The following is a 22,113-nucleotide window of genomic DNA, read 5'->3' as shown; positions in this document are numbered from 1 at the left end:
GCGCCATCCTGTCCTCCTCCGGCGGGGTAGTCGTTAGTCAGGTAATTGTCTGTCATCGCCGGGGGCTTCGCTCTTAATAATCGTAAATCATCAATAGTCAGCTAGTCATGACACAATTTGTGTTGGATTAGCTGGCTATTTTTAGATGAAAATGACTATAATACTTTTAGCACGTTTCAATCAATTCTAGGGTCAGTCGGATGCTTACCCAAAATGAACAGTCAGTTTTCATTGGTAGAGCGTCCAAATCTGCATCGATTTTTGGTGCTATTTTAAGCGAATTCAACAAAATTTACACTCAAAATACGAAGGAAAAGGGGCAAAATATGAGTCGTCCAGGGAATTATGGTAAGTCGAGTCGTCTCAAACAGTTGCGGCAAATTCGGCGACGTAAACAGCAACAAGCCAGTCGCACCATTGGCTGGGACCAGGTCGAGGACTTCTTGCTTGGTCGGTATCACTTGGTGCAGGGGAGCAAGTTGTCCCCAATCGTCGACGCCACCATACAACGCTTCTTTAGCGAATGGCTTCAAACGGCGCTGGCGCAAGGTGAAGACCAGGTTCAGTGGGACGTCGCAACCCTAACGGCGACAACGCTTCAGCGGATCGGCAATCAAGTGCCGTGGCAGTTCTACGGCGTGTTGGCCGGACAGGCGATGCGCTGGCAAAAGTTGCTCTTACGTGAAGGGCCAGTCGTGCCGTTGGCAACACCGCGCCAGGTCATTTCACCCCTCAGTGAACCGGCATGGCAACAGCTTTTGGCCGACCAATTGGCGGTGAACTTATTAACGGTCAGCGCGGTCCCCGTGACCGTCAAACAGCGCCGGCAATTGGCAGGTAGTTTTTTAGTTGATAGCAAGCTTCAATGGGCCGCCGTAGCAGCGTTATTCACGCCGCTAGGTTTCCAGGTAACCTCGGGTACGGATCAAGAAACTACCCAGTGGATTAATGATTTAAGGGGATTAACGGTGGACGATTTCCATCACTAAATGACTAGTTACGAAAGGTCAGCGAAAAGCTGGCCTTTTTATTTACCACCGGGTATCATCATCTAGTGAATCAAGCATGTAGAGACAAGTAAGACACGGCTTCGGACAGACGGCTGGTGAACAAGGTGGCCAGCACGGAATAATTTAGTCTGTAACGTCACGGGTGGCTTAGCCATTACCGGGGCCATCCATGTTTGCTAAAACGGGTAATCGGGAGGTATAAATTTAGCAAATATGAGGAGTGAGTAACATGACTCGAAAGTTAATGAAGAAGGCTGCACTGCTAAGTGGTGTCGCAGCCTTAGCACTGGGAATCGGTGCGGTGCCTGCCTTTGCGGCAACGACCGATACGTCCAGTAGCGCTAGTGATAGCAGTAGTAGTGGGCCAACCTCACAGACGACTACGACCACGGCTGAATTCGATACGAGTCCCAACGCAACAATTGCACTGGACTCGGCACCTAATATCGGGTTCGGCGCCAACGCCACCCCAAACGGCAAGCTTGATATGACGTATAACGCAACGACGGCGGACAATCCAGTTGAAGTTTCCAACCCTGGGCTACCAAGTGGCTGGAACGTTCAAGTGAAGAATACGCCGTTTACGGACGCTGCTGGGGACACTCTGAAGGGCGCCGTCCTTTCATTGGGTGAACCTGACATCGCGGCTGCCAACACGGGCAACCCTTCCACGGCACCAACGGCTTCAGCGTTTAAGCTTGACGGTACTGGCACCAATGCGGTTGTCTACAACGCTGTTGCTAAAGGTGGTTTGGGCATCTGGGATGCTAACTACGGTTTGGCTGAAATTTCATTGGCGGTACCATCAGGGCAACTTGGTGGGACTTACACGTCAACGATGACCTGGCAGCTGAACGATACGCCACAATGAGTTAGTCGTTGATTTGTGTCGTTGGGGCGTCATTGTGTGATGAGGGGGGCGCATGTGATGAAACGTGGATGGAAGATCTTATTGGCAGTCAGTCTCGCGTTAATTGCGATGGTTTGGAGTTTGCCCACGGCGCGCGCCGCTAAGACGGCGGAGAACAACGTGGGTTACACGGTCCGACCGGTATTACCGGCGAATCAGATTACGAAAAAGGTGTCGTACTTTGATTTACGGGTCAAGCCGGGTCAAACGCAACAGCTACAAGTTGTGGTCGCCAACACCAGTAACCGGACCCAAAAATTCCGCATCAGCGTGAATCAGGCAGTCACTAATAATAACGGGGTCATCGATTATAGTCAGTCCAACCCGAAGCGGGATTCGTCCCTGAAGGTCGGCACTGCCGATATCTTTACCAAGGATGCCACCCAAACGGTGACCATTCCGGCAAACGGACAAAAGCAGGTCAGTCTGAGCTATACGATGCCCGCCAAGAAGATTCGTGGCATTATTTTGGGTGGCATTTATGTGGCCCAATTGAATCCTGAGAACGCAAAGTCTGACGGTCAAATCATGATTAAGAACGCCTTTGCGTATGCTATTGGCTTGTCCCTGCAAGAAGGGGCGACCGTGAAGCCCGACCTCCGGTTAGATCGGGTGGCCACTGCGCAGATCAACGCCCGGAATTACGTGACGGCTAATCTCCAGAATTTTCAACCCGGAATTCTTCAGAAATTATCCGTCAACGCCCGGGTGACCAAGGCGGGGAGTAACCAGACCCTACTGTCGCAGAAGCAAGGACAGATGGGGATGGCACCGAACAGTAACTTCAACTTCGGGATTCCTTGGGGCAACGAGGCCTTAGTTGCCGGTAATTATACGTTGTATTTGACGGCAAAATCCGGCGATCAACAGTGGCGGTTCGTCCGCAACTTCGCGATCAACGGCCCAACCATCAAGCGACTGAACCGGCACGCTTTGACCCCGACCCAACCAAATTACCTGTTGTACCTGTTACTGGTACTCTTGATCATCATCCTGTTAGCCATCATTGGCTATCTCATCTATCGCAACCGACACACACCCGACACGAAGTAAGGAGGAATTACGTTGCACAAACGGTGGTTGAGCGCCGGCTTGATTCTACTAGCAGTGACCCTAAGCAATGGGCTAACGGCCCATGCCGATAGTGATTACTCGAATGCGCTGGCAACGGCGCCGCAAGGAATTCTATTGGACAAGACGGATGCTATTATGACCTTAGGGACAGCTAGCATGAGCTCTGCTGCTGTGGTTGATACAACGAATCCGGCCGCTCCGAATACGCAAGCAGCACGCCTGACTAACGGCTCAAATCAATTTGGCGCAGTTTGGTCGACGAACGATAACTACTTTAATTTAAAAGAGGACGAAACAGTCTCAATGTGGATGTACTTTGGTGACAAGGGAACGAAAGCGGCCGATGGCATGGCTTTCGTTTTACAGAATGATTCGAATGGCATTGACGCGAGTCCCAAATTTGGCCGATTCGGCGTGATTGGGGAAACGCTGGGTGTCTTTGGAATCGATAAGAACCCCGTCCAAAGTGCCAGTGCGGGAATTGCGAATACGGCAATTCAGAATAGTTGGGCAGTAGAATTCGATACGGCCTTTAACAACCAAACCGGTGGACACGCTGCCGGTCAGGGAAATTCGTTCGATGTCGGCTACCCAACGGCCCACATCGCGTCATCGTATCCAGGTCTAGCCACGACGTATCATCAGTACGTGGATCCTGGCACGTGGGGCATTACGAAAACCAATTATTACTATTCCCTCCAACACAACGGACTGATTACCAACTCTAAGAATCCAGGGTTCTTGGCGAACGGGCAGTGGCATCACGTCACCATTCATTGGAATGATTTGGCGGAAACGATGACCTACACGTTCAATGACAAGAATCCACAAACTGGGGAACGACAGCCGGGAGTCAGTCGAACGGTTCGGCTGAATCAGAAGGTCATTGATCCCACTGGCTCGAATCGGGTCCGCTGGGGAATTACCGGCGCCACGGGGTCCAGGTGGAGTAACAACCTAGTCGTCTTCGAAGACACGCCGGGAAACGTCAAGGCAGATACAAGAACGACCTTGACCGATCTGACGCGTGAACGGGAGATTCAGGATCGTGGGACGACGGTCGCTAACGACCAAGTTCGTCTCGACTACCACTTGGACTATCGTTCTGGCCGGCAACCCTGGTCGAGCATTATCGCTAATTTGAAACTTCCCGAGTCCATTAATTTCGAGGAAGCCAAGATCACCTATAGTGGTGACCGTGTTCCTGAAACCTTGGACGTCAGCAACATCAAGGACAACCAGTTGCTTACCGAGTTGGGTTACGCGATGGATAGCGCATACCCCTCCGCAACCATCAGCCTGACTGGGCGGGTGGCACCGGTGTCCAAGACAACAAAGGTGGCACGCACATCAAGTACTTTCTCGTCTAACGCCTTGATTAGAACGGTTGAGACGCCGGCGTTCACGATTAATCCGAGCGTCGATTTGAACTTGACCGTTACCAGTGGGCAGACGGTAAACTTGAAGGCACAAGAGGGGACCACCGTGGCTGGGAGAGTCGATATGGCGACTAATACCACCAACGGACCGATTGCCAAACTCGTGGCGACCTTGAACAAGGCAAAATTACCAGATGTGGCACTCAACGCCGACGGGACGTTTACCCTGCCGGTGACCAATGAGATGCTACGTCAGGGGAAGAATACCTTGACGCTCAAGGCCGTCACGGCGGATGGTGATAAGTCCAATCTGGTTACCGTGACCATCACGGTGACTGGTGAATTAAAGTTTAGTTATATTTCGCCAAATGAAAGTTTTCAGAACAGTACACTGACGGATAAAAATCAGTTGGTGCACCGGGATGGTGATTGGCAATTGGTGGTTCAGGATACCCGCGGGACGGGATCTCAATGGACGCTGATGGCACAGGCATCGCCGTTCGTTAGCGAAACCGGTGTCAAGCTAGGCGGCGGTCCCGTGTATGTCAGCAAGCGTGGGGTAACGCCGATTGGCGCCAACCCAACGCCAGTGCTGACGCACACGATGACCGATGCCAACCTCGACGGTAAATTCAACGTCGCAGCGCATTGGGAAAAGAAGTCCGGTGTTCTACTTGCAGTAGATTCGGGGACGACACCTGGAAATTATTCCGGGAGCATTACCTGGACGCTGGAGGACGCACCACAATGATAAGAGTGCGAGGGCGGGCGCTTGACCCTGAGCATTAACGTGGATAAGTGCCAGCTTGGCGGAGCCGAGCCGGTGCTTATCCGGGTTAAGCGGAGGGGTCAGCCCAACCGAGCACGTTTCGGAAGCCGCCAGGATTGGGATATCCGATTGGAGCTGTGCTTTTCGGAACAGTGTTGTTCAAGCAAGTGAGTCACTTAGGTTGCTAAGCGCAGGAACCTGCCTTGGGTAGCACGTTTCGGAAGCCGCCAGAACCGGGATATCCGATTGGAGCTGTGCTTTTCGGGACAGTGTTGTTCAAGCAAGTGAGTCACTTACGCTCAAGTATCCAAAACCAAACTCGCTCACCGGGGATGCCAGTCTAACCGAAGCTGGACGGCATTCAGTCGTTAGGTGTGCAGGTCAAGCTGTCAATCAATTTGGGAGATCACAGACGAATCACCCTACCACAGAAAGCTGATATGCAACGATTTTATCGCTAACAGATTAACCAAGTTTCATCAAAGCCACGAAATGGCGTCCAGGCCTAAAGCCCGGGCGCCATTTTGTATATGGAATTATGGTCAAGAGTTGTCGCTTACGGCTGTCGGAGATTCCGTCTGCTGTGGGGAACGTCTGTAGCCGAAGGACGGGCTTCCGACTCGGTTTGAAACCTCACGAAGTACATGTGAGTTTCCAAACGCGTCCCATGATGTAACTCCGGGGAAGAGCAATCGCCCGGACTAACATCATTGTCACGGCTGTCTCCATCTCCGACCTCCGCCAGCTACGGCAACTGTTGACCATAAGCCATTGGCAGAATAACGATATGGTTTACCTGTCAGGTTGGTGCGATAAGTTAGTTGAACTAACAATTAATATCAGTTGTTGTATCAGCATTTGTTGGATGTGCGTGATTCATAATGAATGCATCAACCAGATTTGTGAGACAGATTCAGCAAAAATTACATTAGTAGTAAGTAGAGGGAGAAATAGTTTTTGAGGAAATAATTAGATTGGAACTGGTTGTAGACTGAATACTGTATTGTAGCCGTAGGAAGCCAGAATGGAGCCAGCTGTGTCGACGGCGTTAATTGGCTGGTCTTGCCAATTTACACCGTGGGACGTGTTTGGAGCTTCGCGGGGTTTGCGAGGCTTCAAACCGAGGAGAAAGACAGTTCCTCAGGCTTTCTCCGGTCCCCATAGCAGGCGGAATTCTGGCAGCCGAAGGTGGTAGTGTGCGTTCAAGGTAACAAAAAAGACTGCATCCAGCTCTTTTAAAACGAGTTGATGCAGTCTTACAGAAAATGCTTATTTCAATAACTTAGTGACCATTTGCTCGTAAATCGTGATGAAGCGGTGGTACATGTCCAAGTCGACGTATTCGTTAACCTGGTGCGCCGTGATGTTACCCGGTCCAAAGATGACCACGTCAATATCAGGGTTGGCGGCCAGGAAGGATGAGGCGTCGGTGCCACCGGGGACACCAATCAATGGCAACTTCTGGTCCAAATTGTCTTCCCCAACTTCACGGGCAACCGTGACTAATTGCGCGTCTTCCATGGTGTGCATGGGCCGCAAGTCACTCAGAATATCCAAGGTCAGGTCGGCACCGGCGGCGTTTAAGTCGGCAATGATTTCCTTGATAGCGACCGTCATGTCAGCGTTAGGCAATTCTGGAATCGTCCGAATCTTAACGGACAAGTCAGCGCTGGCAGGCACCGTGTTGATCTGTTCCCCACCACGAACCATCGTGACGACGGGGGTTACCGGTCCCAGAACTGGGTTGCGGTAATTCTTGATGGAAGCGAAGTATTCCTCTTCCTTTTGGTAGAAAGCCATCAAGGGTGTGATGGCGTTTTTGCCAATTTCAGGCATGGAACTGTGTGCAGCGACCCCGTTAGAGTGTACCGTGTAGGTCAGGGACCCCTTGTGGGCCAGCTCGATGAAGTGTTGTTCACCGGTGTGGTTGGCGTCGGATAACTTCTGCGCGGCGGCTTGGTCGGCCTGCAACATGTATTGAATTTGTTTTTGCATCAATAGTTGCTTGGCGACTCCGCTAGGTTCACCGACGATCAGCGTATCGAGATCCTTGGCGTAACCGGTTTCGGCGAGTTGTTTGGCCCCGTATTGGCCGTATTCTTCACCGACCGTGGCCATCAAGCGCAACGTTCCGTGTAAGGGTACCTTACTGTCTTGTAAATGAATCATGGCCCAGACCCCGGCCATCAAGCCAGACTTCATGTCGGAAGTTCCCCGGCCAATCATCAGGTTATCCTTGATGGTGGCGGAGAGGGCGTCGACCTTCCACTTGTCCGCGTCACCTAAGGCAACGACGTCGGCGTGACCATCGAATCCGACAACGGGACCGTTACCGTCACCAATTTCGGCAACTAAGCTAGCCCGTCCAGGAGCGTATTCAACTAATTTACTTTCAATATTATGCTTTGCCAGGAGTGTAGCAATGTAATCTGCTACTTGCTTCTCAGCACCATTAACGGTATTCATCTTCACAATATCGCTCAGCGCTTGAACAACTTCATCCATGTTCTTCCACCTCATTTTAAATATGGCCACCCGGTTTTAACGAAATTAGGGTGATAACTAACTTGATTACAGCACTTTTTGCAGGGGTGGTCAAGAAACACGCGACTGTCTGGGGGAATTGATAGTAAACAGAGTGGGACAAAAGGCGATTAGCCAGCGAGTATTAAGGCTGATAACCGAATAATCCCGGGCCTGGATTGTTTGGTTATCAGGTTTAAGCGGAACTGGCTGTCTTCTGGCGCACGTCTCGACTATATAAAGTGGCGTAGAAAAAGAGCCTGGGGTTTTGTCCCAGACTCTAGAGAGGTAAGCTATTTTGAATATTACAGATGGGTATATGTTAATGATAGTTTCACGGCATAGTTGGCGCAAGGATGAGCTAAAGTATCTAGTTAGTGTTAATAGTAAAAGTTAGTTTAGCCGGAGGAGGCCAGGGATGGCGCCGGCTGTGACGGCGGTGTTAGACCGGGATGAATTTTTCCCGTACTTACAGCGTGGGACGTGTTTGGAAACTCGCATGAACTTTGCGAGGCTTCAAACCGAGCCGGAAGCCCGTCCTTTGGCTGCAGGCGGTCCCCACAGCAGGCAGAATCCCTGGCAGCCGCAGGCGAACTATTATTGCGCTTGAATCTGATACTGTAACCGCACCAGATTGGAGGCACCCTTGCTCGTGAAGTTTTCGTCCAGGTTCATTTGCCACAGGTGGTCGTTAATCTGAATATGGTTTTTGGCGATATATTCGGCTAGAATTCGCAGACCAATGCAGATATGTTTAGTATCGTTAGTGGTGTTGATTGAGACGTAGTCGCCGGCTGGTTTTTCCAAACGGGGCAGGTCACCGGTATCCGTCGTTGCCGTGACGGCCTTCAGAATACAGAAAGAGGCGTCAGGGTAGCGGTTAGCATCGCTATTCGGCAATTGCGTGCGGAAGCCGGAGTCCTGCTTGTTGACCAGCTTGAGCTTGCCAAGACGCTCGTAGAAGTCTGCGTAGATTTCGGCGATTTCTTCTTCGGTACAGGCCACGGACTGTCGTGAACGACAGAACAGAGCGGCCGGGGCCGTCTCGACGAACGGCTGGTTGCGAACACTGTCCGTGACTTCGGCCGGCTGATTGAAGCGGGTATTGAGCGTTGCCCGTAGAATATTTAAATTATCCATCTGGGTATTGATCTTTGCCAGAACGTCCTTGAGGTTCTCGTTTAACGTGTGCGAGTCCACTGCAGAATTTAGCGTCTTGATTTCTGAAATCGAGAGGCCTAACTGGCGCAATTCTAAGATAAAGGTGGCTTCATAAAGCTGATCATAGTCGTAGTAGCGGTAGCCATTGGTGGCGACTTCCTTCGGCTTGAATAAATCTTTTTCATCGTAGAAAATCAGCGTCCGACGAGTCGTACCGGCTAGCTTGGCGAATTTCTGAATGGTTAACATGGGACATCTCCAGTTCGTTTGCTTGACTGTAACGTTACGGTACACCTTATACTAAACTCATTGAATAAGCAAACTCAAAAATAGAATGGAGTAATTAATTATGCGAGCAGTTGTCATTAACGAACCAGGGGATACCAGCGTCATGAATATTGTTGAACGGCCCATCCAAAAGGCCACGAAGACGCAATCGGTCATGCGGATTCATGCCTTTGGCGTGCACCGCTACGAAGTGTTGACCCGTGCCGGTGGGTCACCCGACGTGAAGTTTCCTCGAGTAATCGGTGTTGAAGCCGTGGGTGAAATTCACGAGGCGGCTGCGGACGGCAAATTTAAAGTGGGGCAAAAGGTCATCACCATGATGGGTGGCCTGGGACGCGAAGTCGACGGCAGCTATGAGGAATACGCACTGATCGACGATACCAACCTGTTCCCCGTCGACTATGCTGGTGACTGGGTAACGCTGGCACAGTATCCCGAAAACTTCTACACGGCACTGGGATCCCTCAAATCACTGTCGCTCAAAGCTGGCCAGTCGTTACTGGTACGCGGTGGGACGAGTGCCGTGGGGTTATCGGCTATTAAGCTGGCCAAGGTGATGGGCCTGACCGTGACGGCCACGAGTAGACGTGAAGAGATGTTGCCAGAGTTGGTCAAGAATGGTGCCGACAAGGCTATCCTCGATCGTGACAATTCGTTGGTAACGACAGAAACGTACGACGGTATCATCGACATGGTCGGGACGGTCACGATGGCCGATTCGATTGCGCACCTCAGCAAGGGCGGCGTGGTCACGTTGATCGGTTTGCTGGCGGGCGAATGGGTCGCTAAGGAATTCAGTCCATTCACGCTGTCGGATAAGTATCTGACGTTCTTCGATTCGACCAATGTGCAACAAGACTTGGTGGACGAAATGTTTAGTCTGATTGCCAAGCACCATTTAGAAATTCCGATTGCCAAGGTCTTCACGCTCGCCGATATTCGCGATGCTCACGACTACGTGATGGCGAGTCGGGACATGGGCCAGGTCATCGTGGACAACGACTAGATCAACTGGTCGATGACGCCGATGACCTTGTAGGTTGCGACTTCTCCTAGTTCTAACAGGAAGTCGTTGAGCTCTGTGCGTGAATGAAAGGCACCTTCGATAAGGTACGGCATGTCGCCGGTCACACGGTAGTGGTGGCGAATAGCGTTGCGATGACGCTTGATTAGGTCACTGTATTCAGTGCGTTGCTGGGCGTCCTTCATCGCTGCCCGGATAAAAATCTGCCGATCGTAGCCTAATTTTTCGGTATCGACCTCAATGGTGTACCGTTTGATGACGCCGGTATCCTCGAGACGGTTGATGCGCGCAGTCACGGCCGGCGCGGTTAAATGTACGCGTTGGGCGAGATGGTTCACCTTGATACGGCAATTTTTCGTCAGTTCCTTTAAGATTTGAGCGTCAGTTTGATCGAGCACAGGACAACACCTTACTTTATAAGTATTTTGGGACAAAACTCTTTATTTCTAATATTAACAGTCGCGTCAAAAAGCTGTAAAGTAGACTCTACTGTATCGCGAAATTCGTGAGGCGTTTTCCTAGGTAATTTTAAGAAGATTAGTATAATTAGGCACTATAGGGCTTGCTTGGTGCCGGTCAAAACATCGCCTGAATGGGTGATGGCTAGGACTGGCATGGGCGAGCTTTTGATTTGGCGGGAAAGCTAGTTGGACATTAGTGAAATTTGAGTGTTGGAATCAGACGATGATTTTAAAGAGAATTGAAATTCTGATTGGTGGTTGTGTTTAAAAACTAGCTTAGCCGGAGGAGGCCAGGGATGGCGCCGGCCGTGACGGCGGTGTTAGACCGGGATGAACCTTCCCGGCCTTACACCGCGGGATGCGTTTGGAAACTCGCATGAACTTTGCGAGGTTTCAAACCGAGCCGGAAGCCCGCACTTTGGCTGTAGGCGGTCCCCACAGCAGGCAGAATCCCTGGCAGCCGCAGGCGATAATTTTTAACCACTAACAAAGCAGGGCATGGAGGACAGCATGATAGAATTTAAAAATGTGAGCAAGCAGTATGAGAACAACCTGGCGTTGGACAAGTTAAATTTAACGATTCCGACCCAGGATTTCTTCGTGCTGGTGGGACCGAGTGGGAGTGGAAAGACGACCACCCTCAAGATGCTGAACCGGCTGATCGAACCGACCGATGGCAACATCTACTTTGATGATAAACGGATTATTGATTATGACTTAAAACAATTGCGGTTACAGATGGGCTACGTGCTGCAAAACATTGCCCTCTTTCCCAATCTAAACATTCAGGAAAATATTGCCATTCAGGCGGAGTCTCTGGGGTGGCCACGTAAGGACCGGATTGCGCGGGCCCGGCATCTGTTGTCTCAGGTCGATCTCGACCCGGACCAGTATGCGACGCGGATGCCTAGCGAACTATCTGGTGGAGAACAGCAACGAGTTGGTATTATTCGGGCGTTAGCCATCAAGCCTAAAGTCGTGTTGATGGACGAGCCGTTTAGCGCGCTGGACCCAATCTCGCGGAAACAGTTGCAGGACCTGGTCTTGCGTCTACATCGCGAGCTCGACATGACCTTTATTTTTGTAACCCATGACATGCACGAAGCCTTGCGCCTCGGGCAGCACATCGCAGTGATGCGGTTGGGCCATATTCAACAGATTGGGACGGGCGAGGAAATCATGCAGCATCCGGCCAATGATTTTGTGCGCGGCTTTTTCCAAAACGAATACACGCCACAACCCGCAACGATTCAGACGCTACTGGATGCGGGTTATGGCCAGGCAACGACGGCCACCGCAACCTTGGCCGCCGACGCGCCAATCAGTGAATTAGCGGCAGCCTTGAAACAGGCAACGCCGGTGGTTGTGACGACACCGCAGGGGCCACGTGCACTCAGCACGCCGGACCTGTTGGACTATTTAGCAGCGAAGGAGGCGGACTAAGTTGCAAGCGATTATTCATATTTTAAAGACGCAGGGTGACGACATTGTCCGCTCCATTGGGCAACACATTGGCCTGTCCCTGATTTCGCTGTTGATTGCGGCGGTGATTGCCATTCCGTTGGCGATCCTGCTGATGAACCACAAGCGTTCGGCCAACGTGATGCTGCAGATTACCAGTGTCCTCCAGACGATTCCCAGTCTGGCACTGTTAGGGATTCTCATTCCCATTGTGGGGATTGGGACCGTACCCTCAATCATTGCGTTGGTGATTTACGCGGTGATGCCGATCTTTCAAAATACTTATGCTGGACTGACGACGATTGATCCCAACCTAGAAGAAGCCGCGACGGCATTTGGCCTGTCCCGCCGGATGAAGTTATTTCGAATTGAGTTACCCTTGGCGATGCCCATGATTGTTTCGGGGATTCGAATCGCGATGGTCCTGATCATTGGGACCGCCACGCTGGCCGCCTTGATCGGTGCCGGTGGGCTGGGGACATACATCCTGTTGGGAATCGAAACCAACAACAATGCTCTCCTGATCATCGGGGCCGTCCTGTCAGCCATTCTGGCGCTGGTCTTTGGTGCTGGTATCGATTGGCTGGGTAAGCTGTCGTTTAAGAAGGCCGGCCTCGTGGTACTTACCTTGATCGTCTTGATTGGAGGCTTTGCGGGCTACCGTAAGATTGCCAGTCCGACGACCGACATTACCATTGCCGGGAAGATGGGGAGCGAACCGGAGATCCTGATCAACATGTATAAGGATCTAATTGAGCACGACCATCCGAATATGCAGGTGACGACCAAGGCCAACTTTGGGGGAACTTCCTTCTTATTCAAGGCGTTGAAGTCGGGTTCCATTGATATTTATCCCGAGTTTACGGGGACGGTGCTGGAATCGCTGGTCACTGGGCAGAAGTCGGCGAGTCATAATCCTCAGACGACTTATCAGGTCGCCAAGCGTGCCCTGAAGTCGCAGGATCAGATGGCTTACCTGAAGCCAATGCAGTATCAAAACGGATACGATTTGGCGGTCACCAAGCAATTTGCCAAGAAATATAAGTTAAAGACGATTTCCGATTTGACGGCAGTTGAAGGCCAGATCCACGCAGGTTTTGATCCGGACTTTTATCAACTCAAGGATGGCTATCCTGGGCTGAGCAAGACTTATGGCCTGAAGTTTGCGAGTGCTAAGACCATGGAGCCGTCAATTCGTTACAAGGCGATTGCGAACGGCAAGGTCAACCTGGTCGATGGCTATACGACCGACCCCGAAATTCAGGAGTATCATTTAGTTGTGCTGAAGGATGACAAGGGATTCTTCCCACCCTATCAGGGGGCGCCACTGATGACTGAAAAGTTGTTGACGGACCATCCTGAATTACGGACCACGCTGAATAAACTGGCTGGCAAGGTGTCGACGACCGATATGCAGAAGATGAACTATAAGGTGACCGTTAAGCACGAGAAGGCAGCAACGGTGGCCCGGGAATATTTGAAGAGTCATGGGTTATTAGATTAATCGAAGGGAAGTTAGCAGGATGCAAGCAGTTATCGTGCGTCATCCGGGAGAACCGGCGGTATTGGAAAATGTGACGGTTCCCACGCCCAAGGTCAAGCCAGGCTGGTCGTTGATTCAAGTCAAGGGTCGTGGGGTCAACCATTCGGAGGTCTTTACGCGTGAGGGGAAGTCACCCAGCGTCGCGTTTCCACGAATCCTAGGAATTGAGGCAGTCGGCACGGTCGCCGAATCGACTGAAGAAACACGGCTATCCGTGGGGCAGACGGTGATCACCTTTATGGGTGAAATGGGGCGGGCCTACGATGGGAGTTATGCGGAGTACGTGCTCGTTCCCAACGCACAGATCTTCCCGGTAACCACTGAGTTGCCGTGGGCCTCGTTGGCAGCGGTGCCCGAGACATACTACACGGCTTACGGGGCGCTGCTTGGGTTGCGATTGCGGGCCGGTGATCAGCTGTTAGTTCGTGGCGGAACCAGTGGTGTCGGTGTTGCGACAGCCAAGTTAGCGCACGCGATGGCGGACGTGACCGTGACGGCAACTACCCGTCAACTTGGTAAGACGGATCAGCTGAAGGCGGCCGGTTTTGATGCGGTCGTTGAAGAACGCGATGGTCAATTGCTGACTTCGGCGAAATTTGATCGCGTGTTGGATCTGATTGGACCCGCAACGGTTGCCGATTCCCTAACTCACCTGAATTCCGGGGGGATTGTGAGTTCGACCGGACAGTTAGGTGGGCAATGGACGCTGACGGATTTCGATCCGATTATGAGAATTCCCAATGACTGTTACCTGACGTCATTTTATTCTGGGGATGTGCAGGTGACGCGGATTCAAGATCTCTTGCAGTTAATCGCCAGCCATGATATTGATGTCACACCCGTTAAAACCTTTCTACTGAGCGACATGCGAGCGGCTCATGAATATTTGGCAAGTCACCATAGTTTTGGTAAAGTCGTGGTGCTTTCCTAAAAAGTTGCTTGACAGTGGTCGCTGAGAGGACTAAACTACCATTAATTTCTAATCGATTTGTCATAAAAGCTAGGAGAAGAGTAGTGGTGACGTCGTTGTTCAGTGAGCCCGGTAGGTGAGAATGGGTCAACGACTAGCCGTGAAGATGAGCTCCTGATAGCTATCAAGCGGTTCACGCTACTTGATCGGTAGGAACCGTTAACTTTCCGGGTATCAATAGGTACCGTTGAGGCAAGGGCTGTGAAGGCCTCGTAAACTAGGGTGGTAAAACGACGCATTCGTCCCTTGAGCTAAGCAATTAGTTCGGGGACGCATGCGTTTTTTATGTCCCATGACAGATCACAAAATATAGGAGGAATTTATCATGACGACAACGACTTTAAAAGCATTTCCTTACCGGTATGACGTTGTAGGTAGTCTCTTACGGCCAGCGAACTTGAAGGACGCTCGGGCAAAATTTGCGGCTGGTGAGATTACGGCGGACGAATTGAAGACGGTTCAGCGGACTGAAACGAAGCGTGTCGTGGCTGAGCAGGTCAACCTCGGCCTGAAGGCGGTCACCGATGGCGAATTCAACCGCAGTTGGTGGCATCTGGACTTTCTCTGGGGTCTGGCGGGTGTGGGACACTACGACTATCAGCAAAGTTATAAATTCCATGGGAGCAAGACGCGGACAGACAATGCGGATTTGGTCGGCAAGATTGCCTTTAACCCGGACCATCCCTTCTTTGAGAGCTTTACATACTTACAGAGTTTGGTGCCAGATGGTGTGGTCGTGAAGCAGACCATCCCGTCACCAACGATGTTATTCCGGGACAACCGGAGTGACAACTGGCACCAATTCTATGAAACCTGGGACGCTTACTTAGATGACCTGGCCAAGGCTTATCATGAAACGATTCTGCATTTCTATGACTTAGGTTGCCGGTACTTACAGCTGGACGATACGACGTGGGCCTTTCTGATCAGTAAGCTCAATGAGACGGCTGACGATGCCACCGCCCACCAAAAGTACGTTGGTCTGGCCGAGGATGCCGTTCATGTCATCAACAGCTTGCTGGCAGGGTTACCCGATGATCTGACGGTCACCACGCACATTTGCCGGGGGAACTTTAAGTCGACTTACCTGTTCTCTGGCGGTTACGATGACGTGGCGGACTACCTGGGTGCACTGCACTATGACGGGCTGTTTCTGGAATACGACAGCGATCGAGCCGGAAGCTTTGCGCCATTGAAGAAAATCTGGAATGGCGATGCTGGTAAGCGGTTAGTCTTGGGATTGATCACGTCTAAGTTCCCTGAGCTAGAGGATGAGGCTGTCGTGAAGGCGCGGATCGCGGACGCCGCCAAACAAGTGCCATTAGCCAACCTGGCGCTCTCCACGCAGTGTGGCTTTGCCTCGACTGAGGAAGGAAATCAGTTGACGGAGGACCAGCAGTGGGCCAAGTTGAAGCTAGTCAAGCGGATCTCGGATAGTGTTTGGGACGCATAGTTTAGTTAGGGTAGGACGCGACTTATTTTTATTTCTGTACAGTAAAGGCCCGGCATGCCGGGCCTTTACTGTACAATTTAGTTCGCCAATCATTTTGTCTTGGCTAGGGGTACCCGGAACAGATGACCATTGGCGACCCGGTAGAAGCCTGTACGAATGTGTTGGTGATAGCTCTTCTTCATCCCGCGTGTGAAGGTTTTGTCGTATTCTGGAACGGCGACATAATCATACTGGGCTAAGCCTTTGCGGAAGGCTATCCGGTTTTTACTAAAGGTGGCCTGACCGGTAGCGTTGTTGGTGAAAAAGTAGTAGTTGGCTAAGTAGCCAGTATAGTAGGTGGTTACTTCAACTTTTTGCGGATCGACTATCAGTATTTTAGTGTTATTTAGTTTGGTCCAGGGACGCGCTATTTTCGTTAACATTACCGGGAGGGTGTGCCGATTATAATTATTTGTGAAGTTGGTACCATTGATTTCGGAGTACATCATGATAACGGAAAAAAACATAACTAAGAATGAGGCCAGTTGATACCCGTTCTTGGTCCAAATGGATTGGAAATTACGGGGACTACGTTCAACAAAATTCTGCTCATAGAAAGTTTCATCAATGACGCGAACTAAAACGATAGCCCCGATAAATAGATTAAGCACCACGATTGTTGACATGTATCGTTCAAAACCATCTAGGGTAATCGCTTCGTCGTAAGGCATAGATAGAACATACATGCCGAGTAGACTGAAGTAATAGAGAAGTGAAATCAGATCTAACCAGCCTAGGAGCTTGAATAAGTTATTGGGGTGATGGCAAGCATATTTAATAATTGCCCAACTACTGATCAGTAGGATATTTAGGAGTAAAAACCCTTGAGTAGATAGGGACCCTAAGTTAAAAATTTGTTTGAGGAATTGTTGGCCAATGCTAATGAAGCCTTGTAAGCCATCATGGGACAATTGGCTGGAGTATGCTTGCGCACTAATTTCGTGTTTGGAAGTAATAAATGTCATTTTGACATGAATTTCCCACACGATGAAGGGTAAGGCACCGACTAGCAGTGTCCCAAGCCAAATGCCTAGGGTACTTACGGTGCGCTTGAACCAATGGGCGGTTGAAGACCGTTGGATCAGCATGTACAGGTAGTACGTGGCGATGATTGCGACAAAGAATGCCGCCGAATTCTTTACTAACAATAGTGTTCCACTAAACAGGGCGACGTGCGCCATCTGCATACGCGGGTGCTGTTGATAGATGAATATACCAACTAACGCAGCCATTGTGAGGATAGCCAGAACGTAATCGACTAATAAATTATTTAACCGAATGTTGATATTGAAAACGTAAGAAATGGCAATTGTCAGGCATAACAACATCGAGTTTAGGCCACGTGTTCGATCGCGTAAGGTCGCAAAGATGGCGTAACTAGCGGCCCAAATCAAGATGAATTGAGCGACCAACATGGTGCCAGAGGCGAATCCTGTAAAAGTAACAAATTGCGTAATAAAAAGGGCAGTTGCAGGGGGATAGGATGTAAAAGAAATGATGGTATCACTGGCACCAGGTAAATGCCCGGTGTAGGTCATAAACTTAACGATCGTTGCCCAATGTGAAAAATTGTCGTAATGAATTAAGGGGCTGCGCAAAAGGACCAGTGCCATCACGAAGCCTAGAAAAATCATCCAGGCATCAAAGAGGTGTAAGCCTTCATAATGAAAGGCAACTTTTCCGTAGTAACCTAAAATTAGTCTGACTAGCAATAGGCCAACACCCAAGCTGGTTACAATCCAGATGCCAGGTCTGAGCCATCCCAGCATGGCAAAGATATACAGCAACAAAATTTGTACTAAGATACCGGTAATCCACGTTAAATAAGGATTAACGTGAAGCCAACGCATCGTACTACTGTAGCCGATCAAAGCCAAAGCGAAGAAAATAAATCCAATGAATGCCAAGAGGGTCCCTCCATTTTGGTAAATTAATGAATGCGTTCTAGTCCGTGATTCGTCACTTTAAAGAATCCCGTCACTACATGCTGGTGATAGACTTTTTCAGTGAGAACGGTGAAGGTTCGGTGGGTTTCGGGTATCGCAACATAGTCAAAGTGTTCCACAGCGACTTTGAAAGCCTTGGGGGTCATCATGAAGTTTTCTTGACCGACTGCCTGATCAGTAAAGAAGTAGTAGCGCCCAACATACCCAGCATAGTAGTCGTCGACGTCAACTTTTTCCGGGTCCACGATTAGGACCTTTTTGTGATTCAAATGGGTCCACGGTTTAGCAATACGACTCATTTGAAGTGGCAAGGTGTTGTGATTCATTTTATTTGTAAAATTAGTTCCCGTAATTTCTGAATACATCATTGTGATAGCGAAAAATCCGACAACCAGTGTAGAGATTTGGTAAGCATTTTTGGTGGCTGCACTCTTAAAGGACTGTGTGTTTCGCTTTTGAAAGTTCTGCTCGAACTGTATGCGATCCAGCGCACGCACGAGGGGAACTGAACCGATGAGCAAGTTGAGGATGACCATACTTCCCATGTAGCGTTCAAAACCATCCAAAACAATTGCTTCCGCGTAAGGCATTGAGAGAATATACATGCCAAACAGACTACCGTAATAGGCAATGAACACGATATCCAAAAGAAACGCCATGCCGAAAAGATTATTCCGGCGATGCGCGCGCAACCGAATATAAATCCACATGCCAATTAACACGACGTTAATGAGGATAATGCCTTTAGTTGAAAGGGAGTTGGTACTTAAAATCTGCCCGATAAATTTGTGAGCAATTTTAAGTAATTCTTGATGACTTTCGCCATTCAACTGTTTGGAGTAGGCCTGGGTACTAATTTGATGTTTAGAGAGTGTAAACGTATGTTTAACGTGCCATTCCCACCACAGAAAGGGCATGATGCCAACGCCGATGGTTCCCGCAAATTGCAGTGGAATCATGGCTAGTCGACGGTACCAATGACCATGCCCGTTGGCAATCAGCGTATACAGGAAGTACACACCAATCATGACAACAAAGAAAGTCGCTGAATTTTTAACCAACATGAGCGCCCCAATAAAAATGGCGGTGTGCATGCAAAGTAACGCTGGTTTTTTCCTGTAAGCGAAAATGCCAATCAATCCTGCGACAGCAATAATTGGTAACACGTAATCCACTAACAAGTTATTTAGTCGAATGGCGACATTGAAGACAAATGAAATGGCTAATGTAAAGCAGAGGATAAAACCAGTTAGGGCACGCGAACGGTCACGAAGCCCGGCGAAGATGGCGTAACCAGCAGCCCAGATCAGGATAAATTGGGCGACTAACATCGTGCCATCGCTAAACCCAGTCCAATGGACAAATTGCGTGATATATAGAGCGGTAGCAGGCGGATACGAGGTGAACGAAATTAATTTATCCGTTGCCCCAGGAAGATGGCCAGTAAATGTCATGAACTTGACCATGACGGCCCAGTGGGAAAAATTATCGTAGTGGACGAGGGGGCTCTTCAGTAGCGTTTGCCCCATAGCCAAACCTAAACCAATCATCCAGAAGTCAAAGAGGTGAATTCCTTCAAACTTCAGTTGGCCCTTATGCCAGAAACTTAATAAGAACCATAGGACCAACAAAGCTATCCCGAAATAGGTGACGATTTGGATGCCCAAGTTAAGCATGCCAACCATAGCAAAAACGTACAGCATTAGGATTTGAACGAGCATGGCCGTAATCCAAGCCAAGTAGGGACTGACCCCTAGACGCCGCAGTGTGCCGTTGTATCCCAATAATCCTAATACGTAGACAAGTAATCCAATCCAAGCGCTCATGATAGCGACTCCTTTTAAAATCGATTAAAGCGCCGACTTAGTTTTCGTTCATAAGTACGTGCGCGCACAATCAAGTTCATATAAAGCTCATCAAATGGTGTGACCCAAGTATCTTGGACACTTGGTAATGTCTTATTAGCACCATCGTAAATCAACTGTAGGTAGTGATCACGATTCTCATCTGGCGCAACATGGACCTGTAGACTGTAGATAGATGTATCGTTGCGGTTGCTAATACGGGCAACCTTGCCGTGTAGTTGTACATCGAAGTCTTGATGTTTAACGGTCAGTTTGAGGTCATCACCCTCCGCAATGTCGTCAACAGAATCTTCGGTAGTGGTGAAAGCCACGCCACCTTCAGAAACATCCTCAGTGGTCATCGAATGCCATTTACCGTCGTTTCCTTGAACGCTACCGGGAACTTGACGGATAAAGCGCTCGTTCTTTCGGTAGACTGGACGCCCCATTGAAATAAATAGACACATGCTTAAGTTGATGAAATGCATTAATAGCCAGAAAGTGATGACACTCCCTACCAAAATTTCAGAACCGTATTTGCCATAATTGAATTTGATGATCGAAACTACGGTGATGGTCCACAGAATGAGGTATGGCAAGATGTACAGCTTATCCTTGAGTGAGTAAGTGACATTCTTAGAGGTTACCTTAAACTTTTTAGCTTTGAGTCCCAGAGTCTCGAGGATAACAGGGATGAACAGATAGGGTGCGAAGAATGTTTCCTGGACTTCCCCCCAACGTTCATTACGAATCTTGGCAGTGTCGCCCATCCCAGAAGTATCTCCCATAACGTAGTGTAGGAGAAAGTATCCCGGCGCCCACACCACCATTAGAATCCAAAAGTTTGCGTTGACGACTTGAATTTTAAATAGGGCGTATAGAATTGGGGCAATCATATAAATCATTCGGCGAAAGAAGGCCCACCAGTAAAAGTAGGTGTTAATTAAAATGATTCGGTTCATTAGTGACAGGTGTGGGTTGGTGAAAATATGCAGGTTACGGCAGCTTTGCATAACGCCACGGGCCCACCGCGTTCGTTGCTTAATGACCCCTTTCATATCAATAGGTGTCATGCCACTGGACTGCGGAACTTTGGTCGCTAGACTGATATAACCCGCCATGTTCAACATTGTTCCCAACTCAAAATCTTCGGTGATGGTATCGGTTGGAAAGCCACCGACTTCATCAACGGCTTTGCGTAAGAATACCGCATTAGAACCGGTAAATAAGGCGCGTTTATTTCCGCCATTCAGCACGTTAATGTCTCTGGAGAAGAAATCTTGTTCATTGGGAATGATTTTTTCTGAGAAGAGATTGAACTGAAAGATGTCGGCGTTGTAAAAGCTTTGCGGTGTCTGCACAAAGCCCAGCGGTTCTGTATGATCGGGATCATCGATGAGCTGTTGGAAGTTTTCGGTAAATAGCGGTACCGTATTTCGCAGGAAACCGGAAAAAGGAATCATGTCCGTGTCGAAAATGACAAATAGTGGTGAGTCCAGTTTTTCTAAAGTGTGATTGATGTTTCCAGACTTTGCTTGTTTATTACCTTCCATTCCCGAGTAACCGATGTGGTAGTGTGCGGCTAGGGCTTTAACCTCGGGTCGATTACCATCATCTGCAATAACAACGTGAACTTTACTCTTATCTGGATAGTCAATGTAGGTCGCGGCGTTCACGGTTTTTCGCAATAAATCTACTTCTTCATTGTGTGTCACGATAATAATATCCACATCGGGTAGGGGCTGTGTTGTGCTATAGTCTGGCATTTCTAGTCGCCATTTTTTCTTGGTGGAAAGCATTCTAAAGAAGATTAAGATAAATCCAGTCATATTTGATAGGATTTCACTAAGGACCAGCAAGAGAGCAAAAATGAGCGTAAATAAATTTGCATGCCAAGGGATAGTGAAGAATATTCGCCATAACAAATAAATAACGGAGAGGAGAATTGCCAAGAAATAGAGTGCCCGGCGGCGATTAGACATGTTGAGGACCTTCTTTAAAAATGAAGTCACGTTGGATTTGATAACTGATCATAAAGAGTACGAAATCAACAATTACCTTGGCCAGGGTCGGCATAAACTGACCATTAGTGGCGGGTAAGAGCGTTGTGAGTAAATCAGTAAAGAACCCAGAGGCTAACATCTGTACGATAAATAAACAGCCGTATTTAAAGAGCGTTTTGAGTGTTTAAATAATTATGTGTAAATAGAAAAATAAGCAATTGAAAAGGGAAAGCCTCTCCCTTATGATAGTTAGCA

General features: G+C 49.3%; 15 protein-coding genes. 9 read left to right on the top strand and 6 right to left on the bottom strand.

Going from position 1 to position 22,113, the window contains the following annotated elements; translation table 11 throughout:
* Positions 1 to 326 precede the first annotated feature (326 nt).
* From EKM73_RS01200 to EKM73_RS01185, 4 genes are all read left to right on the top strand, one after another.
* Positions 327 to 989 carry a hypothetical protein gene (locus EKM73_RS01200; RefSeq protein ID WP_125700170.1) on the top strand — a complete coding sequence of 221 codons (663 nt, stop codon included), beginning with the start codon at positions 327 to 329 and terminating at the stop codon, positions 987 to 989.
* A gap of 250 nt (positions 990 to 1,239) precedes the next feature.
* The gene (locus tag EKM73_RS01195; RefSeq protein ID WP_125700169.1) at positions 1,240 to 1,881 is read left to right on the top strand and encodes a WxL domain-containing protein; all 642 of its coding nucleotides are present in this window, start codon (positions 1,240 to 1,242) and stop codon (positions 1,879 to 1,881) included.
* A gap of 57 nt (positions 1,882 to 1,938) precedes the next feature.
* Positions 1,939 to 2,973, top strand: a complete 1,035-nt coding sequence (locus EKM73_RS01190) for a DUF916 and DUF3324 domain-containing protein (protein ID WP_225421241.1) — start codon at positions 1,939 to 1,941, stop codon at positions 2,971 to 2,973.
* A gap of 12 nt (positions 2,974 to 2,985) precedes the next feature.
* Positions 2,986 to 5,124, top strand: coding sequence for a WxL domain-containing protein (locus EKM73_RS01185; RefSeq protein WP_125700168.1), 2,139 nt, complete (start codon positions 2,986 to 2,988; stop codon positions 5,122 to 5,124).
* Positions 5,125 to 6,411: 1,287 nt separating this feature from the next.
* Here EKM73_RS01185 and EKM73_RS01180 read toward each other — a convergent pair.
* Positions 6,412 to 7,647 carry an ArgE/DapE family deacylase gene (locus EKM73_RS01180; protein WP_125700167.1) on the bottom strand — a complete coding sequence of 412 codons (1,236 nt, stop codon included), beginning with the start codon at positions 7,645 to 7,647 and terminating at the stop codon, positions 6,412 to 6,414.
* Positions 7,648 to 8,262: 615 nt separating this feature from the next.
* Positions 8,263 to 9,075 carry a MerR family transcriptional regulator gene (locus tag EKM73_RS01175; RefSeq protein WP_125700166.1) on the bottom strand — a complete coding sequence of 271 codons (813 nt, stop codon included), beginning with the start codon at positions 9,073 to 9,075 and terminating at the stop codon, positions 8,263 to 8,265.
* A 100-nt stretch (positions 9,076 to 9,175) separates the two neighbouring features.
* On the opposite strand from EKM73_RS01175, the gene EKM73_RS01170 reads away from it, so the two are divergent.
* Entirely contained in the window at positions 9,176 to 10,120 is a 945-nt protein-coding gene (locus EKM73_RS01170; protein WP_125700165.1) for a zinc-binding dehydrogenase, read from the top strand.
* Here EKM73_RS01170 and EKM73_RS01165 read toward each other — a convergent pair.
* On the bottom strand, positions 10,117 to 10,536 hold the full coding sequence (locus tag EKM73_RS01165; RefSeq protein ID WP_125700164.1) for an Lrp/AsnC family transcriptional regulator: 420 nt from the start codon (positions 10,534 to 10,536) through the stop codon (positions 10,117 to 10,119). The genes EKM73_RS01170 and EKM73_RS01165 overlap by 4 nt on opposite strands.
* 573 nt (positions 10,537 to 11,109) lie before the next feature.
* Between EKM73_RS01165 and EKM73_RS01160 the strand changes: the two genes are divergently transcribed.
* From EKM73_RS01160 to EKM73_RS01145, 4 genes are all read left to right on the top strand, one after another.
* On the top strand, positions 11,110 to 12,042 hold the full coding sequence (locus EKM73_RS01160) for an ABC transporter ATP-binding protein (RefSeq protein ID WP_125700163.1): 933 nt from the start codon (positions 11,110 to 11,112) through the stop codon (positions 12,040 to 12,042).
* Between the two features lies 1 nt (position 12,043).
* The gene (locus EKM73_RS01155; protein ID WP_125700162.1) at positions 12,044 to 13,564 is read left to right on the top strand and encodes an ABC transporter permease/substrate-binding protein; all 1,521 of its coding nucleotides are present in this window, start codon (positions 12,044 to 12,046) and stop codon (positions 13,562 to 13,564) included.
* A 19-nt stretch (positions 13,565 to 13,583) separates the two neighbouring features.
* Positions 13,584 to 14,534 (top strand): zinc-binding dehydrogenase, encoded by a 951-nt coding sequence (locus EKM73_RS01150; protein ID WP_125700161.1) that lies wholly within the window; start codon positions 13,584 to 13,586, stop codon positions 14,532 to 14,534.
* Positions 14,535 to 14,898: 364 nt separating this feature from the next.
* Positions 14,899 to 16,026, top strand: coding sequence for a vitamin B12 independent methionine synthase (locus EKM73_RS01145; RefSeq protein WP_125700160.1), 1,128 nt, complete (start codon positions 14,899 to 14,901; stop codon positions 16,024 to 16,026).
* 89 nt (positions 16,027 to 16,115) lie between these two features.
* Here EKM73_RS01145 and EKM73_RS01140 read toward each other — a convergent pair whose 3' ends face one another.
* Genes EKM73_RS01140 through EKM73_RS01130 form a run of 3 tightly spaced genes read right to left on the bottom strand, consistent with a single transcriptional unit; the run spans position 16,116 to position 21,621 of the window.
* The gene (locus EKM73_RS01140) at positions 16,116 to 17,972 is read right to left on the bottom strand and encodes an ABC transporter permease (protein ID WP_125700159.1); all 1,857 of its coding nucleotides are present in this window, start codon (positions 17,970 to 17,972) and stop codon (positions 16,116 to 16,118) included.
* Between the two features lie 23 nt (positions 17,973 to 17,995).
* Positions 17,996 to 19,837: an ABC transporter permease gene (locus EKM73_RS01135; RefSeq protein ID WP_125700158.1), complete on the bottom strand. Its 1,842-nt coding sequence runs from the start codon at positions 19,835 to 19,837 to the stop codon at positions 17,996 to 17,998.
* Positions 19,838 to 19,851: 14 nt separating this feature from the next.
* Positions 19,852 to 21,621 (bottom strand): glycosyltransferase family 2 protein, encoded by a 1,770-nt coding sequence (locus EKM73_RS01130; RefSeq protein WP_225421240.1) that lies wholly within the window; start codon positions 21,619 to 21,621, stop codon positions 19,852 to 19,854.
* Between the last annotated feature and the right edge of the window lie 492 nt (positions 21,622 to 22,113).

It is taken from the genome of Levilactobacillus fuyuanensis (assembly GCF_003946395.1).
Taxonomy (GTDB): domain Bacteria; phylum Bacillota; class Bacilli; order Lactobacillales; family Lactobacillaceae; genus Levilactobacillus; species Levilactobacillus fuyuanensis.
This window is presented reverse-complemented; position numbering and strand designations above follow the sequence as displayed.